This window comes from Grimontia sp. THUN1695, from assembly GCF_059704325.2.
Genome location: NZ_AP046577.1, coordinates 2,786,143 through 2,802,624, shown reverse-complemented (window position 1 = coordinate 2,802,624; position 16,482 = coordinate 2,786,143). Strand labels below are relative to the sequence as shown.

Sequence of the window (16,482 nt, the reverse complement as noted above, 5' to 3'; positions counted from 1 at the left end):
TTTCAGTAAGACGAATCAGCAGAAAGAAAAAAGCCTCCATTTTTTGGAGGCTTCAGATTGCTGACTAACCCCGCTTTTTCAAGCGGGGTTTTCTTTTGTTAGCGGCCGAAGGCCGCGATCGCGCTATTTTTCCATATTGTTATGTTCAGGCTGCTTTTAGCCCATAGACGCTAAATTGCGTCACTATCTGGACTATTTGCCGTGTATTGAGCCCGATTTTTCGAAGATAAGCCTCCAGTAAGGCTATCTTCTTGATGTTTTGCGCTGCTGCCGCCAACCAGCATTGGATTTGTACTTTCAACAGACCACGGAACCTCGCATAGCGATGGCCATGATGTTGTTTGGCATCTGCGAAGCTTCGCTCCACCGTCTCTGCCCGTCGTCGGTACACTTTCTTTCCCCAGGCTGTCAGCCTCAAGGCATTGGCATTCTCTACCGATTTCTCGAACAGGTGCCGGGTTATCACCCGTTTGTGATTCTTGCTCTTGGTGCAATCATCGCGCAGCGGACAGGTTTTGCATATCTGTGGGTCAGAGTGATACTCGCGGTATGCCTGACGGTTGGTGGTCTTGTAAACCAGCTCCTGTCCCTGAGGACAGAGATAGCGGTCCGTCTCTTTGTCGTAATGAAAGTGCTTTTTCTTGATAGGATTCTTCGTACGGTGCGGCCGGCGGTATCCCATCACCGGCAGGATTTGGCGCTGCTCCAGTTCATGGCAGATAGTCGCGGTGAAGTAACCGGCATCAAGCCCGGCGGCAACAGGCGAGAGCGTAAAGCGCGCTAACGTGGTATCCAGACGGGCGATATACGGTTGGGCGTCATTCACATTGCCTGGCGTGACATGGGTGTCGAGGATGATGCCGTGTTTGCCGTCGACGGTGCGATGGTCAAGGTAGAAGAAGCCCTGTGGTTTTTGGTCCCGTGTCATGAACCCGCTGTCTGGGTCGGTGGTGCTGACTTTGGTGTTTTTCTCAATGTGACCATCTTTCGGTTTGAGTGGGCGTTTTCCTTCTGCTGCACGGTCAGCGTCAACCGCTTCATCTAACAGCTCGGCATAAGCACTGACGTTTTGTTTCACCAGTTCGTTACGGTATTTACGCTTGTTGGCATTGGCTTTCAGGTGAGTGCTGTCGGTAAACAAGACGCGTCCCTCGACCATACCTTTGCTCATCGCCTGTTCGACGATACGGATGAAGATGCGTTCGAACACGTCGGTATCATTGAAGCGACGGCGGCGATTCTGGCTCAAGGTGGACGCATCAATCACCTTTTCAGTGAGTGACATGCGAAGGAACCAGCGGTAAGCGACATTGACCTCGATGTCTTTGACGAGCTGGCGTTCACTTTTAACACCGAAGAGGAAGCCTAGGAGCAGGATTTTGAACAGGCGAACGGGGTCTATCGCAGGACGGCCATTGTTGTGGCAGTAGAGATGGGCGACTTCGTCGCGGATAAACTCAAAGTCGACGGCAGCATCGATTTTGCGAACAAGATGGTTTTTGGGAACCAACTGTTCGAGTGTCACCATCTCGAATTCATATTGCTGAGGGCCAGGGTCTTTAAGCATGTCACCACATCCATGATTGATTTGCTTATCCCTTATTAGATCAAAGCCCCAGCCAAATGGCCAGGGCTTTGTCAGCAGTCTGAAGCCTCCATTTTTTGGAGGCTTTTTTATAACCAATAGGTTACCTGACAAACTTATCGTAGGCGAACAACAGGATTAACGCGCCGACGGTCGCCATGACAATACTGCCAATGCTGAGGCCCCCTGCGGTGCCGATCCCCAGCAAGGTACTGACCCAGCCACCGACAACAGCACCGGCAATACCCAGCAGTATGGTCATGATGAGGCCACCTCCATCGTTGTTTCCGGGCATGATCCATTTTGCCAGAATACCGGCCAGTAGCCCGAGAATGATCCAGGAAATAATGCTCATGTGTTCTCCTCCACGTTGAGAGACGGCTTCACATTGCTGAATGCCAGTCACTAACTGCCTGAATACACATTACGGCAGTTTGTCTCATAACATCTGTTTCAACCTCAAGAAAAACATTGAGATATGCTTGGCTTTCCCTAGGAGCAATAGATCCTAGTTTTTCAGGGTCGCCAGGAAGCGTTCAGATTCGCTAATAGCCACTTTCATGTCTTTGATGGCACGGTTAATTTCAAGTTCCAGACTGGCAAACTCCCCTTTTAGTGCACCGATGGCTGCGGCATTGAGGTTATGTTTCAGGTACAAGGTGTTATCGCGTAGTGTATTCAGTACGGGTTCCATTTTGCTTTCTGCCTTTTTCATCGCTGACAGCATGTGTTGGTATCCACGCTCCGTTTGTTTGAGTTTGCGTTCACTTTCGCGTCTCAGGCTGGCACTGGAATACAGGGAAAGCTCTTCGCGCCATTCGCTGAACAGGGCGTCGGAAACATCTTCGACCGCTTCAATGCGTTCACGGACGTTTTCTACGGCAGCCTCGCTGTCTTCATACTGTTCATTGATGGTGTCGTACATGGCTTGCAACTCGCCACCGTCGAAGTGCGTCAGTGCCGTGAGGGCATCCAATGCACTGGTAAACTGTTCGCTGGCTTCCTGTTGCGCATCAGATGCTGCTTCCACGCGGTTTGCCATGATGTCGCGTTTATGCACGCCAACTTTTTCCATGGTGGCATAATAGGCGGACTGGCAGCCTGCCAGTGTGAAGATCAGAAACAGGGTCGAGATCAGGCGCACGGTAAACTCCTCGTCGCTATCGTGTATGATTAACGTTTCAAATAGAGACTATGGTTGAAGCAGTGGAACGACTCAAGTATTTATTGCCCAGGGCAGGGCAAATTATATTCGATTTCTCAAGGCACCTTATCCGCCGTATTGTTCACGATCGCCTCACTGTGACAGCCGGTTATATGGCCTATGTCACGTTGTTGTCTCTGGTCCCTTTGATCACTGTGGTATTGTCGGCGCTTTCGCTGATCCCGGGGTTTGCCGAAACCGGCGACCAAATCCGCACCTTTGTGTTGCATAACTTTGTGCCTGCTTCCGGGGATGCATTAGAGCAATATCTTAACGAGTTTGTTGCCAATGCCGGTAAAATGACGGCGGTGGGGGTGGCCTTTCTGTTTGTGGTCGCCCTGATGCTGATTTCTGCCATCGATAAAAGCCTTAATTACATCTGGCGGGTGAAAAAAAAGCGCACACCAGTGGTGTCGTTCTCCATTTACTGGATGGTGTTAACATTGGGGCCGGTGCTGGTGGGCAGCAGTCTGGGTGTCAGCTCTTACCTGGGATCGCTGAACCTGATGGCAGTGGAAGGGGCGGATGTGTTGTCGCCAACCCTGCTAAAACGGTTACCGTTTCTGCTTACCGCGTTGGCATTCCTTGGTCTTTATACTCTGGTACCCAACTGCCGGGTGAAGATTGGCCATGCCTTTTCCGGTGCTATTACCGCCGCGTTGCTGTTTGAGTTCAGCAAAAAGGGCTTTGCCTTCTATGCCTCCAATTTCCCGTCCTACGAGCTGATATATGGTGCATTGGCAGTGGTTCCCCTGTTGTTTGTCTGGGTCTATCTCAGCTGGTGCATAGTGCTGGTGGGAGCAGAAATTACGGCGGCACTGGGTGAGCGAAACATCTGGGATACCGGCCCGGATACCGAACAAAAACAACTTAATGATAATTAAGATAATAAGAAAGGAGCTGCTATGATTGCGCTTATCCAGCGAGTCAGCGAAGCCAGTGTTGTGGTCGACGGCAAGACCGTGAGTGCGATTGGTAACGGGCTGTTGGTACTGCTGGGTGTTGAAAAAGGTGACGACGATAAAAAAGCGCACCGCCTGCATGAGAAAGTCCTCGGTTACCGCGTTTTCGAAGACGAAAACGGGAAAATGAACCTCAATGTGCAGCAAGTCGGTGGCGAAGTGTTGGTCGTGTCCCAGTTTACACTGGCTGCTGATACCAATAAGGGCATGCGGCCCAGTTTTAACGGTGCGCCGACAGCAGACGCCGATCGTTTGTATCAACAGTTCACGCAATATTGCCGCGAAAGCGGTGTCAAAACAGAAAACGGTATATTTGCTGCGGACATGAAAGTGAACCTGGTCAACGACGGCCCGGTGACATTCTGGCTGCAAGTGTAATGACCCGGCAGGGTTGATGAGGAGAGAAACGGGATGTTTCGGTTAATCACCCCCACCAAGGATGATGAGCTCAACACATATTTCCACTTTCGGTGGAAGATGTTGCGTGAGCCCTGGCGTCAACCGGAGGGCTCAGAGCGTGATGCTTATGATGGCGTTGCTCATCACCGGATGATTGTGGACAGCAAAGGCGAGCCGATTGCGGTTGGCCGTTTGTACCTGACCCCGGATAATGATGGTCAAATCCGCTACATGGCCGTCGCGCCCGGATATCGTCAGCGGGGCCTCGGGGCTCTTATCCTGATGACGCTGGAATCTCTGGCACGTCAGGAAGGGGCAAAGCGGCTGGTGTGTAATGCCCGCGAAGAGGCGATCGGTTTTTACAGCGCCAACGGCTTTGTTAACCAGGGAGAGCTCAGTGAAGAGCGTGGCCCTGTGCGCCACCAGCAGATGCTAAAGCCCCTTGACCCGATGTCGGATGTGGTGCGCCGTCCTGAATGGTGTCAGGAGCTCCAGCAGCGCTGGCAGCAGCAGATCCCAATCAGTGACAAGATGGGGATCAATATCAGCCAGTTTACCGGCTACCGTTTTGAACTCTGCGCGCGGCTTAATGCCAACCTTAATCCCCATGATTCCATGTTCGCCGGCAGTGTGTTCAGTATGGCGACCCTGGCAGGCTGGGGCATGGTGTGGCTGTTGATGAAAGAGCGCCAGCTCTCTGCAAGTATTGTGCTGGCTGACAGCCATATCCGCTACCGTCGCCCGATTGTAGAGCGTCCGCGCGCCGTGGTTTCCCTCGATGGGTTGAGTGGCGATCTGGATCGGCTGGAAAATGGCCGCAAGGCGCGGGTGAAACTGGAAGTGACGTTTTACAGCGGTGAGGATGTGGCCGGCACATTTACCGGCACCTACGTGCTGTTGCCGGAAAAAGATCCGGCTGCCGATACTATCGAAAGCCAGACCTTACTGTTCGGTTAACTCCCATCAATGTCTGATTGATGGATTCACTGGGTGTTATGGCTAAGTGCCCCTTCGCCGGTGACTAAATCCCAGCTGCCGGACAGCGTGGAGGTTTTGCCATCCTGTACCAGACTGACCGGTGACAGCGAAATCCGTCCACGGTCGGCGTACACTCCAATCTCCCCGACGCTGACTGCCATTTGCCCGGTTTCTTCGTTCCCCTCTTGCCCTCTGGTAAACAGCGTCATGACCCGCTGGCTGAATGACTGTCCCGGTGAGACGGTAAGCACTGTGCGGTGCGGCACGGCCGTTAGCTTGCCAGACAGGCTATAGGCCAGGCTGTCGCGATCGCCGCCGAGCCCTGACAGGGAAACGTCCACATCATGCTCGCCTTCCAGCGGCAGGCTCAGCCCCAGCCAGCGTTGGTAGAGGGAGGAAGGCAGGCTGAGCCCAGTTCCCTCCAATTTCCAGGGTCGGCTTGGATTCGTGAGATTAACGCTGGCGTTGGCTGCAAGCTGCCCTTGCTGGAAAGTCAGGCTGAGTGGGTTAAGTTGCCACACACCGTTTTCCACTTTCATGGCCACATAAGGGGACGAAACCGGGATACGGTTGATGCTGGCTGTCTTGGCGCTGCCGGTCAGCTCTCCAAGCCACATACCGTCATGGCTGGCTTGCCTGAGCAGCAGGTCTTTTCCCTTGAGATTCATCCCGATGATTTGCAGCGGGAACGCCGGATTTGGCACCGTCACATTGGTGTGCCTGACAGACAGGCTGCCAACGCGGATATTGTCAAAGCGCTTCCATTGTGCAGAGAGTGCTGCTGATAACGCTTGCTCAGGCTCGAGTGTCAGTCCGTTAAGGACAAGTGAACGCAGTGATAATGATGCCGGTGTGATGTCCCCGGCAAAAGAAATGTACCCTTGATCATCCACGTTGGATGAAAAGGCGCCCACTTCGATGCGGGAAGGAGAGAGCGACAGGTCTGCCAGTACGTCTGTCAGCAGCCAGGTATCGTAGTGAATCAGGTTAGCGTTGAAAGACAGCAACGAAGAGGCATCATTGGCGGCCCAGACCAGATTGCCATCATGCAGGTTGATGGCCTGCACCGAGAGGTTGAGGTGTTCCAGTGTCAGGCTATCCAGTGATGCGCTGACATCGAGTAAATCGAGCCGGTTGATCACAATGTCATAGTTGTCACTCAATGGTTTCCACATTGCAATCAGGTTTGACAGGTTCACTGAGGGCTCGATGCGGGCATCGCTCACTATCAGCTGGTGTAGCGTCCATTGGCGGTTTTCCAGTGTCGCACTGCCAGTCACAGTGCCAAATTCGCTGTTAAACGACAGCCCCCAGATTTCCCATTTATCGTCAGTCAATTCGCTGTCAAGCAAGAGGTTTGACAATGTCTGGCCTTTAAACGCAACGGCGGGTGCGGAAAACTGGAATGGTCCTTGCCAGCTGCCCCATTTTTCGTCGCTGTTGCGCCAGTTTGATATCTGGATACTTGCGTGGTCAACGCGCAGGTTGTCGCCATAATAGCTGACATCATCCAGCGCCAGATGCTTGATGGTGAGGTTTTTGGGGAGGGCTGCTTTGGTGCTGAGGTCTATCTTTGCACCACGGATCACCGCACTTTGCAGGGTGAAAGTGCCCTCAATTGCATCCCAAAGCGAAAGCGTCGCCGATACATATCCAGCCTGATAAATGGTGTTATTGGTTTCCTGATCAATGAGCGTTGGTGTATTCAGCGCCAGAGAAAACGGGGTCAGAAGATCGTAGTCCAGTGATTCGGCACGCAGGGTATAGTGCGTGAATGTACTGACGGCTTTCTGCATCAAAGGCAGGCCGTAATGTGTGCTGAGTACAGTAAGAAGCGTACCCAATGCAACCAAGGTGATAATGACAAGTGAGGCAAACAGCTTGGTGAGCAAACGCATTTGGCGATGTTCTCTTTTGGGTTATCTGATGCGTAGTAATAGGCAGCATGTTACGCCGCGATGCTATTGAGGTTGGCGTAAAAATCAACGTTATTCAAGCAGTAATATGCTTCAACGCCAGAGCAGTAAAGAAATTTAGAGATTGTACGGCAAACCGGGGAGTAAAAAGCCCCCGGAGCTGGGGGCTTGGTATTGTCATGTTTGTGGCTTAATCGAGCTGTGGACCGGCGTTCACCAGCGCTTCACCTTCTGGGGTGTCGGTGTATTTTGCGAAGTTGTCGATAAAGCGCTTGGCCAGATCTTCCGCTTTACTTTGCCATTGCAGCGGGTCAACGTAGGTATCACGCGGGTCAAGGATATCCGGGTCAACATCGTGCAGTTTCACTGGCACTTCCAGATTGAAGATAGGGATCACTTTGGTTTCAGCTTCTTCGATCGAACCATCCAGAATTGCATCAATGATCGCGCGGGTGTCTTTGATCGAAATACGCTTGCCTGAACCGTTCCAGCCGGTGTTGACCAGATAGGCTTCTGCACCTGCCGCTTCCATGCGTTTCACCAACACTTCCGCATATTTGGTTGGATGCAGCGTCAGGAATGCGTTACCAAAACAGGCTGAGAAGGTTGGTGTTGGCTCAGTGATACCACGTTCAGTACCGGCCAGTTTGGCGGTAAAGCCTGACAGGAAGTGGTACTTGGTTTGTTCAGGCGTCAGCTTGGAGACCGGTGGCAACACACCGAAGGCATCGGCAGACAGGAAAATCACCTTGTTGGCATGACCGCCTTTGGATACTGGCTTCACAATGTTTTCAATGTGATAGATCGGGTAAGAAACGCGGGTGTTTTCGGTTTTTGAACCGTCATCGAAGTCGATAGAACCGTCTTTACGCACCGTCACGTTTTCCAGCAGTGCATCGCGGCGGATAGCGTTATAGATGTCAGGTTCCGCGTCTTTCGACAGTTTGATGGTTTTCGCGTAGCAGCCGCCTTCAAAGTTGAACACACCGTTGTCGTCCCAGCCGTGTTCATCATCGCCGATAAGGGCGCGTTTTGGGTCGGTAGACAGGGTGGTTTTCCCGGTGCCTGACAGACCAAAGAAGATCGCCACATCACCATCCTGTCCCATGTTGGCAGAGCAGTGCATGGAGGCGATATCTTTGAGCGGCAGGAAGTAGTTCATCATGGCGAACATGCCTTTCTTCATCTCGCCGCCGTACCAGGTACCGCCGATGAGCTGCATACGCTCGGTCAGGTTAAAGACCGTGAAGTTTTCGGAGTTCAGACCATGCTCCTGCCACTTCTCGTTGACGCATTTTGCGCCATTCATCACTACGAAATCAGGCTCAAAGTTTTCCAGCTCTTCTTCTGTTGGGCGGATAAACATGTTTTTCACGAAATGTGCCTGCCAGGCCACTTCCGTGATCACGCGGATGCTAAGGCGGGTATCTGGGTTGGCGCCGCAGTAACCATCAACGACAAACACGCGTTTGCCTGACAGCTGGCGGGTGACGAGGGCTTTTAGGTCATCCCAGACGTGCTGATCTATCGGTTTGTTGTCGTTGGCGCCTTGATCTGACCACCAAATGGTATCCTTGGTGGTGTCGTCGCGCACAATGTATTTGTCTTTGGGAGAACGACCGGTAAAAATCCCGGTGTCAACAGCCACAGCGCCTAACTCGGTAACCGTGCCCCTTTCATAGCCTTCCAGCTCTGGCTTGGTTTCTTCGATGAAAAGTTGCTCGTAAGTAGGGTTTCGAACAATTTCCTTAACATCGTGTAAGCCGTGTTTTGATAAATCGATACTATTTGCAACCTTTTTTTCGACGTTCATGACAGTCATAGGTGCTCCTTGGGTAAGATGTAATGTAACTGTCGTCCATGCTAGCAACCTGAATTGGCCAATTCAGGGAGTTAACTCAAAAAACAACCATAAAAAAATTAATGGCTTGTAACAGCCTTAATTAGCCTGTGCTTAATATTACCGCTATGTTGCGCATGTGTGCCACATGGTTGTGGTTAATATTTGTGCAAAAATAAGAGGTGGGCGTGTCGTGTACTTCTTTGGCGAAATTAGGACGTTTTGAATAGAAAACCGGCATGATAGCCGGTTTTTTGTGGGGTCTTTGACCGTTAATTATCAAAGAAAATTATCAGTGAATGGTTTCTGAAGAGGGACCGTTTTGATCAAAAATTGCTGTAATATCAACAGAGTCGAATTCGTAATCTGTCCCGCAGTAGTCGCAGTGAAGTTTGATGTTTCCGGTCTCTTCGACCATTTTTTCCACTTCCTGACGATCAATCGCAGCAATCGCTGATGCGCTGCGTTCGCGCGAGCATGAACACTTGAATGTCACACTTTTTGGCTCGTAAACTTTTACTGTTTCCTGATGGTAAAGGCGGTATAACACTTCTTCCGCTTCCAAGGTAAACAGTTCTTCGTTTTTCACGGTTTCGGTCAGTTGCGCCAGGTGATCGAAATCATCTTCTTTACCCTGGCCGTCCGGCAGGATTTGCAGCAACATACCTGCGGCTTTTGCCTGGCCGTCTACCTCACCGGTACGTAGCCACAGTCGGGTTTTCAGTTGTTCTGAGCGGGTAAAATAGTCTTCCAGGCAGGCTTCCAGTGTGTCACCTTCCAAGCCCACAATACCCTGATAACGCTCTCCCTGCTCAGGCTCGATGGTGATCACGATGTGACCTTTACCCATCAGCGCTGGCAAGGTGCCACTTTCCGGCAGGGTGTCGTTATTCCAGCGCGCCGTACCGCGCATAACCTGATTGTGGTTTCCGTTGATCACAACCAGTGATACAGGGCCATCTCCCTGGATTTGTACCGTGATACTGCCTTCAAATTTCAGGGTTGCTGTCAGCAGGCTGGTTGCGACCATCAGTTCACCCAGCAGGGCTTTGATCGGTGCCGGATAGTCTTTGCTGCCGGTCAGCTGTTGGAATGAATCTGAAAGTTGAACCAGTTCGCCGCGTACAGAGACGCCATCGAACAAGTAACGGTGCAGACTGTCTTGTGCCATGGGATAACTTCTCCGGCGTTAATCGTTACTGTGTCTAAATTTGAGGATATCGCGTCGCTGCTTCTTGTCAGGACGACGATCTGGACTTGGGTTATGTGCGTGAAGCTGTCGCTCAAGGTTACGTTGTTCCCTGCGGGACGCGCTTTCATCGGTTTCCCGGTAGAGTGCCTGTGCTTCTGGCGCGCCACGGCGCTGTTCACTGAGTTTCACGACGATCACGGTTTTTTCGTCAAACCCTTGTCTGAGTTTGATTTCGGCGCCGACTTCCACCAGTTTGCTTGGTTTGGAGCGCTGACCATTGTAATGGACTTTACCGCCATCAATCATGTTTCTGGCCAGTGTGCGGGTTTTGTAGAAACGCGCTGCCCACAGCCATTTGTCCAGCCGTACCTGCAAATCTTGGTTAACATTGTCGTGTCTTGAGCCCACTACACACTCCTTTACATTCGAGTGGCTAAACTTACCATGTTTCGTTAATCCGATCAGCATCACAATTAGCGCTCTTTTATGGTGCCCAATCGTTTAACTTTCAAGCCGCAATGGAATCATTCAGACAAAAATGGCTTCTCTCTTATCGGCAAAGCTAAGGAAAACGGGTAAATTGGTGACCTTATTCATCACTCTTACACTCGAGTGCTAAAAGCGGCAATTGACTGAATGGCAGTGAAATGCCGGTATTGGTAACAGGAAAAGCATGTCTGCGAATTTTGGGATAAAACGCTTACCCACGTGGGTGCAATTACGACTTGGCAAATCCTTTCCCGCCAACCTTGCTAAATGGGTGACTCGGGTACTGGTATTGATACTGGCCTGGACGCTGGGGCGTTTGGTGTGGTTTTGGGTATCGGATACGGTACCTGATATGCCTGCCAGTTTGCCGGTGATCAGTGCGGGCATGAATGTCCAGAAACCGGCCTATCGCATCGATCAGTTGGTTAACCGTCACTTTTTCGGCCGCTACAGTGCCAGTGCGCCTGTCGAGAAAAAGCCGGAACCTGTTGTGGATGCGCCCCGAACCCGCCTCAACCTGACGCTGGTTGGTCTGGTTGCAAGCTCTGATCCCCAGCGTGGCTTGGCGGTTATTGATAACCGTGGCTCGCAAAAAACCTACGGTATTGGCGAAGCTATTGAGGGAACGCGGGTTATCCTGCGTCAGGTACTCAGTGATCGCGTCATTCTTCGCAATAACGGACGGGATGAAGCCCTGATGCTGGCCGGGGTGGATGACAACACATCAGGGTCTGCACCTGTCAGGAGGCCATCATCGCCACGGAATGCTCCGCAAAACACCGGACAGGCTGATCTCAGCAATGTGAAAGCGGAAATCATGAACAATCCGCAATCCTTGCTTAAATACATCACACTCTCTCAGGAAAGAAACGATGAAGGGCTGGTGGGCTACCGCCTGGGTCCTGGCAGTGATAGCCGTCTGTTTGAACAAGCTGGTTTGCAGAGTGGGGACGTTGCGGTGGGTATTAATGGCGCGGATTTAAGCAACCCGGCAGAGATGAACCGTATCTGGCAAAGTTTGTCTGATGCGTCAGAAATCAATCTCACCGTCTTGCGTGATGGTCAGTTGCACGAAATATATATCAGTCTGTAAGCGGACTGAAAACGGAGAACAAAGTGAATACGTGGAAGAAACGTAAATCAACCTGGTTGCTGGCCGGTGTGCTTGCTATGCAGAGCGTCGGTGCGTGGGCGACAGAATTCAGTGCCAGTTTCAAGGGAACAGATATTCAGGAGTTTATCGAGATTGTTGGACGTAATCTCGAAAAAACCATCATCGTTGACCCGTCTGTACGCGGTAAAGTCAATGTTCGCAGCTACGACGTGCTGAATGAAGATCAATACTACCAGTTCTTCCTCAACGTGTTGTCTGTGTATGGTTTTGCCGTCGTTGAGATGGAAAACGGCGTGCTGAAAGTGGTGCGTGATAAAGATGCCAAGCAATCGGCCATTCCGGTGGTGGGTGACGATAATATCCAGGGTGATGCGGTGGTGACCCGCGTCGTGTCAGTAAAAAATGTCTCTGTACGTGAGCTGTCGCCCCTGTTGCGCCAACTGATTGACAATGCCGGTGCCGGCAACGTGGTGCACTACGATCCTGCCAACGTTATCATGATCACTGGTCGTGCTGCGGTGGTGAACCGTCTGGCAGACATCATTGAGCGTGTTGACCAGGCCGGAAACAAAGAAGTGGATGTGGTTCACCTTAAGCATGCTTCGGCCTCTGAAATGGTACGCATTGTCGAAAGCCTCAATAAACAGGGCGATGGCAAAAATACCCCCGAGTTGCTTCAGCCGAGTTTTGTCGCTGATGAGCGCACCAATTCCGTGCTTATCTCCGGCGAGCCACAGGTGCGTGACCGCATCCGCCGCTTGATCTCTCAGCTTGACCGTGAAATGGCAACGGTGGGCAATAACCGTGTGATTTATCTTCGCTATGCTAAAGCGGAAGACGTGGTGGATGTGCTGCAGGGCGTCTCCGAGAACCTGATCGCCGAAAAACAGGGCGGCCAGAAAGCGCTAGGTGCGAACGCAAATAATGTCAAAATCTCCGCACACAAAGGGACAAACTCCCTGGTTATCACTGCGCCACCCGATATTCTGCGTGCGCTGGAAGGCGTGATTGCCCAGTTGGATATCCGCCGTGCCCAGGTGCTGATTGAAGCGATGATCGTGGAAATGTCAGAAAGTGATGGTGCCAACCTTGGTATCCAGTGGGGATCACTGGATGGCGGCGGTATTCAGTTTGGCAATACCGGCGTGCCGATCACCAATTATCTGGCGGCGCAGGAGAAAGCCAAGGATAAAACCACCACTGAAACCCGTTTTGATCGCGACAATATTCCCGTTGAGGTGCCTATCACCGAATCTGGCGACCCAACCGCGATTGCGGAAGTATTGGGCGGTGTCAGCGGGCTGGCAGCAGGGGTGGTTCTCGGTGACTGGACGGCACTGGTGACGGCTGTGTCAAGCAACAGTGATTCCAACATCCTGTCATCCCCCAGCCTGATGGTGCTGGATAATGAAGAAGCGTCGTTCATCGTGGGTGAGGAAGTGCCCGTTGTCACCGGCTCTACTACCGGCTCAAACAACGACAACCCGTTCCAGACTGTGGAACGTAAAGACGTGGGTGTCAAACTCAAGATCACCCCACAAATCAACGAAGGAGATTCCGTACAGCTCAACATTGAACAGGAAATCTCCAATGTGCTGGGGGCCAGCGGTGCAGTCGATATCCGTTTTGGTAAGCGCCAACTGACCACCTCGGTATTAGCGGCTGATCAACAAATGATTGTACTGAGCGGCCTGATTGATGAGCAGACCAATGAGAGTGAGCAAAAGGTACCGCTGCTTGGCGATATCCCACTATTGGGTCACCTGTTCAAGTCAACCTCATCGGGTAAAACCAAACGTAACCTGATGTTGTTTATTAAGCCGACCATTATCCGTACCGGCCTTACTGCAGATGGCATCACACAGCGCAAGTACAACTATATCCGTGCAGAGCAGATTTTCCGGGCACAAGAAGAAGTCAAACTGATGCCGGGCGTTAAAACACCGGTATTGCCAGAGTTTGGTTCAGATGTGACGTTGCCAGCAGAGGTGCGGGCGATCATGGCGGAGCTGAGGTAACGCCATGGAAAAGCAGTCCCCAGAAATGGAAACTGAACAGAGTCAGGCCATGGATATACTGTCTGAGGTGGCAAACATGTCGGTGACCCGTTTGCCATTTGGTTTTGCCAAGCGCCATGGTGTGGCGATTGAGTGTACCGATAAGGGTTATCTGCTCTACTATCGTGACCAGCCCAAACCTGCTGTACTCAATGAAGTACGTCGGGTGTTGGGGCAGGGGTTTATCCCCATTCAACTGCGCACCGAAGATTTTGAACCCAAGCTGACCGAACTCTACCAACGTGATTCATCGGAAGCGCAACAGCTGATGCAGGACATTGGTGCAGACACTGATGATTTCTTTGCGTTGGCAGAAGAGCTGCCACAAAGCGAAGACTTGCTGGAGTCAGAAGACGATGCCCCGATCATCAAACTGATCAATGCCATGTTGGGTGAGGCCATCAAAGAAACGGCATCTGATATCCATATCGAAACCTTTGAGAAAACCCTGTCCATTCGTTTCCGTGTGGATGGCGTACTTCGTGAGGTGTTGAGCCCAAACCGTAAGCTGGCCCCCTTGTTGGTTTCACGCATCAAGGTGATGGCGCGTCTTGATATTGCAGAGAAGCGTGTGCCACAGGATGGCCGTATTTCGCTGCGTATCGGTGGCCGGGCGGTAGATGTGCGGGTGTCCACCATGCCGTCATCCCACGGCGAACGGGTAGTACTTCGTCTTCTGGATAAAAACGCCACCCAGCTGGATTTGGAAAGCCTTGGCATGACCCGTCATGTGCATGATAATTTCCAGCACCTGATCAAACGCCCACATGGCATCTTGCTGGTGACCGGACCTACCGGCTCCGGTAAATCCACCACCCTGTATGCAGGATTGACGGAGCTTAACAGCGCCGAGCGCAATATTCTCACTGTCGAAGATCCGATTGAATTTGATATCGATGGTATTGGTCAGACCCAGGTCAACACCAAAGTCGACATGACCTTTGCCCGCGGACTACGCGCCATTTTGCGCCAGGACCCGGATGTGGTGATGGTGGGTGAGATACGTGACCTTGAAACGGCACAAATCGCGGTGCAGGCCTCATTGACCGGCCACCTGGTGATGTCAACCCTTCACACCAACACGGCCGTGGGGGCGGTGACCCGCCTGCGGGACATGGGTATTGAACCGTTTCTGGTGTCGTCATCCCTGTTAGGGGTGTTGGCACAGCGGTTGGTTCGCACCCTTTGTCCTGATTGTAAAGCGCCTTATGACGCAGATACCCAGAGCAAGCGTTGGTTTGATCTCGACGAACATGAACCGTTGACCCTTTATAAAGCAACAGGTTGTGAGAAGTGTAATCACAAAGGGTATCGGGGCCGTACCGGTATTCATGAATTGTTGGTGGTCGATACCCAGGTGCAAGAGCTTATCCACAATGAAGCGGGAGAGCAGGCAATAGAACGTTATATTCGCCAAACGACGCCGAGTATCCGGGATGATGGCCTGATGAAAGTGCGTCAGGGTATCACCACGCTTGAAGAAATACTGCGTGTGACACGGGAGGGCTGATGGCAGCGTTTGAATACAAAGCGTTGAATGCCAAAGGCCGGACTGTCAAAGGCGTGATTGAAGCCGACACGGCCCGTCAGGCACGCCAGCTGTTGCGAGAAAAACAGCTGGTGCCGATGGATGTGGCGCAAACACATGAGAAAGAACAGCAAAAGCACTCCTCCCCTGTTGGCTTTAAACGCGGGATCAGTACCAATGAACTGGCACTGATCACCCGTCAGCTGGCGACGCTGGTACAGGCCGCGATGCCGCTTGAAGAGTGCATCAAGGCCGTGGCTGATCAGACGGAAAAGCAGCGTCTGAAAAACATGCTGACCGGGGTACGTGCCCGTGTTGTTGAAGGCTATACCCTCTCAGACAGCCTTGGCGACTATCCCCATGTGTTTGATCAGCTTTTCCGCGCCATGGTAGCGGCAGGGGAAAAATCCGGTCACCTTGGCCCGGTGCTTGAGCGCCTTGCCGATTACGTGGAAAACCGGCAACAGGTCAAAAACAAACTGATCCAGGCCATGGTCTACCCCATGGTGCTGACCGTGGCAGCGATTGGTATCGTGGCCTTCCTGCTGGCGACCGTGGTGCCGGATATTGTCGGTCAGTTTCTGCAAACCGGCGCTGAGCTGCCAAACATTACCCAGGTGCTGCTTGCTGCCAGTGATTTTGTTACCCACTGGGGCTTGCTGGTGTTAGTGGTGGTTATTGCCTTGTTTGTGCTGGCAAAAATCATGCTCCGAAGTGAAAAGCGCCGGCTTGCGTGGGACAGAAATGTGCTTAATATGCCGGTCATCGGGCGGGTAGCGCGAGGCCTGAATACTTCTCGCTTTGCCCGTACTTTGTCGATTTGTACGTCCAGTGCTATTCCATTGCTGGATGGAATGAAAGTGGCCGCGAATGTGATGACCAACACCTGGGTCAAGGCCCGCGTGCTCGAAGCGTCAGACCGGGTACGTGAAGGCTCAAGCCTTCGTATTTCGCTCGAAAAGTCCAAGCTGTTTCCTCCCATGATGCTGCACATGATTGCCAGTGGTGAGCGAAGCGGTGAACTGGAGCAGATGCTGACCCGTGCAGCAGACAATCAGGACAGGGACTTTGAATCCCAGGTGAATATTGCACTCGGTATCTTTGGCCCGGCACTGATTATTGCCATGGCCGGTATCGTGCTGTTTATTGTTGTGGCAACCCTCATGCCCATTATCCAGCTCAACAATATTGTGGGCGTGTAACCCAAACTCGCTGCCA

Annotated in this window: 14 protein-coding genes; 7 read left to right on the top strand and 7 right to left on the bottom strand. The window is 52.1% G+C overall.

Features of this window, described 5'->3' with window-relative positions; all coding sequences use genetic code 11:
* Positions 1 to 145: 145 nt before the first annotated feature.
* The 3 genes from AC6IB1_RS16205 to AC6IB1_RS16195 form a co-directional block, all read right to left on the bottom strand.
* A complete protein-coding gene (locus AC6IB1_RS16205) occupies positions 146 to 1,567 on the bottom strand; it encodes an IS1182 family transposase (protein WP_497567121.1) in 1,422 nt (473 codons plus the stop codon).
* A gap of 121 nt (positions 1,568 to 1,688) precedes the next feature.
* Positions 1,689 to 1,940: a GlsB/YeaQ/YmgE family stress response membrane protein gene (locus AC6IB1_RS16200; RefSeq protein ID WP_497567493.1), complete on the bottom strand. Its 252-nt coding sequence runs from the start codon at positions 1,938 to 1,940 to the stop codon at positions 1,689 to 1,691.
* A gap of 153 nt (positions 1,941 to 2,093) precedes the next feature.
* A complete protein-coding gene (locus tag AC6IB1_RS16195) occupies positions 2,094 to 2,729 on the bottom strand; it encodes a DUF2959 domain-containing protein (RefSeq protein WP_497567492.1) in 636 nt (211 codons plus the stop codon).
* Between the two features lie 50 nt (positions 2,730 to 2,779).
* Between AC6IB1_RS16195 and AC6IB1_RS16190 the strand changes: the two genes are divergently transcribed.
* From AC6IB1_RS16190 to AC6IB1_RS16180, 3 genes are read left to right on the top strand one after another with little or no spacing between them, the layout of a single operon-like run.
* Entirely contained in the window at positions 2,780 to 3,673 is an 894-nt protein-coding gene (locus AC6IB1_RS16190) for a virulence factor BrkB family protein (protein ID WP_497567491.1), read from the top strand.
* Between the two features lie 21 nt (positions 3,674 to 3,694).
* On the top strand, positions 3,695 to 4,129 hold the full coding sequence (gene dtd / locus AC6IB1_RS16185; RefSeq protein ID WP_497567490.1) for a D-aminoacyl-tRNA deacylase: 435 nt from the start codon (positions 3,695 to 3,697) through the stop codon (positions 4,127 to 4,129).
* 33 nt (positions 4,130 to 4,162) lie between these two features.
* Positions 4,163 to 5,107 (top strand): bifunctional GNAT family N-acetyltransferase/hotdog fold thioesterase, encoded by a 945-nt coding sequence (locus AC6IB1_RS16180; protein ID WP_497567489.1) that lies wholly within the window; start codon positions 4,163 to 4,165, stop codon positions 5,105 to 5,107.
* 26 nt (positions 5,108 to 5,133) lie between these two features.
* Here the strand turns inward: AC6IB1_RS16180 and AC6IB1_RS16175 are convergent, their stop codons facing one another.
* From AC6IB1_RS16175 to hslR, 4 genes are all read right to left on the bottom strand, one after another.
* The gene (locus AC6IB1_RS16175; RefSeq protein WP_497567488.1) at positions 5,134 to 7,026 is read right to left on the bottom strand and encodes an AsmA family protein; all 1,893 of its coding nucleotides are present in this window, start codon (positions 7,024 to 7,026) and stop codon (positions 5,134 to 5,136) included.
* Between the two features lie 208 nt (positions 7,027 to 7,234).
* Positions 7,235 to 8,866, bottom strand: a complete 1,632-nt coding sequence (gene pckA, locus AC6IB1_RS16170) for a phosphoenolpyruvate carboxykinase (ATP) (protein WP_497567487.1) — start codon at positions 8,864 to 8,866, stop codon at positions 7,235 to 7,237.
* A gap of 310 nt (positions 8,867 to 9,176) precedes the next feature.
* Positions 9,177 to 10,055 carry an Hsp33 family molecular chaperone HslO gene (gene hslO / locus AC6IB1_RS16165; protein ID WP_497567486.1) on the bottom strand — a complete coding sequence of 293 codons (879 nt, stop codon included), beginning with the start codon at positions 10,053 to 10,055 and terminating at the stop codon, positions 9,177 to 9,179.
* 18 nt (positions 10,056 to 10,073) lie between these two features.
* The gene (gene hslR / locus AC6IB1_RS16160; protein WP_497567485.1) at positions 10,074 to 10,484 is read right to left on the bottom strand and encodes a ribosome-associated heat shock protein Hsp15; all 411 of its coding nucleotides are present in this window, start codon (positions 10,482 to 10,484) and stop codon (positions 10,074 to 10,076) included.
* A gap of 265 nt (positions 10,485 to 10,749) precedes the next feature.
* On the opposite strand from hslR, the gene gspC reads away from it, so the two are divergent.
* From gspC to gspF, 4 genes are read left to right on the top strand one after another with little or no spacing between them, the layout of a single operon-like run.
* Positions 10,750 to 11,658 (top strand): type II secretion system protein GspC, encoded by a 909-nt coding sequence (gspC, locus tag AC6IB1_RS16155; RefSeq protein ID WP_497567484.1) that lies wholly within the window; start codon positions 10,750 to 10,752, stop codon positions 11,656 to 11,658.
* A gap of 23 nt (positions 11,659 to 11,681) precedes the next feature.
* Positions 11,682 to 13,697, top strand: a complete 2,016-nt coding sequence (gene gspD, locus AC6IB1_RS16150) for a type II secretion system secretin GspD (RefSeq protein WP_497567483.1) — start codon at positions 11,682 to 11,684, stop codon at positions 13,695 to 13,697.
* A 49-nt stretch (positions 13,698 to 13,746) separates the two neighbouring features.
* Positions 13,747 to 15,246: a type II secretion system ATPase GspE gene (gspE, locus tag AC6IB1_RS16145; RefSeq protein WP_497569161.1), complete on the top strand. Its 1,500-nt coding sequence runs from the start codon at positions 13,747 to 13,749 to the stop codon at positions 15,244 to 15,246.
* Complete coding sequence (gene gspF / locus AC6IB1_RS16140) at positions 15,246 to 16,466, top strand: type II secretion system inner membrane protein GspF (protein WP_497567482.1); 1,221 nt, start codon at positions 15,246 to 15,248, stop codon at positions 16,464 to 16,466. The genes gspE and gspF overlap by 1 nt, the downstream gene beginning before the upstream one ends.
* The last annotated feature ends 16 nt before the right edge of the window (positions 16,467 to 16,482 follow it).

Coding starts and splice junctions, on each gene's coding strand:
- dtd (WP_497567490.1), top strand. CDS start 3,695: ATGATTGCGCTTATCCAGCGAGTCAGCGAAGCCAGTGTTGTGGTCGAC.
- AC6IB1_RS16200 (WP_497567493.1), bottom strand. CDS start 1,940: ATGAGCATTATTTCCTGGATCATTCTCGGGCTACTGGCCGGTATTCTG.
- gspF (WP_497567482.1), top strand. CDS start 15,246: ATGGCAGCGTTTGAATACAAAGCGTTGAATGCCAAAGGCCGGACTGTC.
- hslO (WP_497567486.1), bottom strand. CDS start 10,055: ATGGCACAAGACAGTCTGCACCGTTACTTGTTCGATGGCGTCTCTGTA.
- AC6IB1_RS16190 (WP_497567491.1), top strand. CDS start 2,780: ATGGTTGAAGCAGTGGAACGACTCAAGTATTTATTGCCCAGGGCAGGG.
- gspC (WP_497567484.1), top strand. CDS start 10,750: ATGTCTGCGAATTTTGGGATAAAACGCTTACCCACGTGGGTGCAATTA.
- AC6IB1_RS16205 (WP_497567121.1), bottom strand. CDS start 1,567: ATGCTTAAAGACCCTGGCCCTCAGCAATATGAATTCGAGATGGTGACA.
- AC6IB1_RS16180 (WP_497567489.1), top strand. CDS start 4,163: ATGTTTCGGTTAATCACCCCCACCAAGGATGATGAGCTCAACACATAT.
- gspE (WP_497569161.1), top strand. CDS start 13,747: ATGGATATACTGTCTGAGGTGGCAAACATGTCGGTGACCCGTTTGCCA.
- AC6IB1_RS16175 (WP_497567488.1), bottom strand. CDS start 7,026: ATGCGTTTGCTCACCAAGCTGTTTGCCTCACTTGTCATTATCACCTTG.
- pckA (WP_497567487.1), bottom strand. CDS start 8,866: ATGACTGTCATGAACGTCGAAAAAAAGGTTGCAAATAGTATCGATTTA.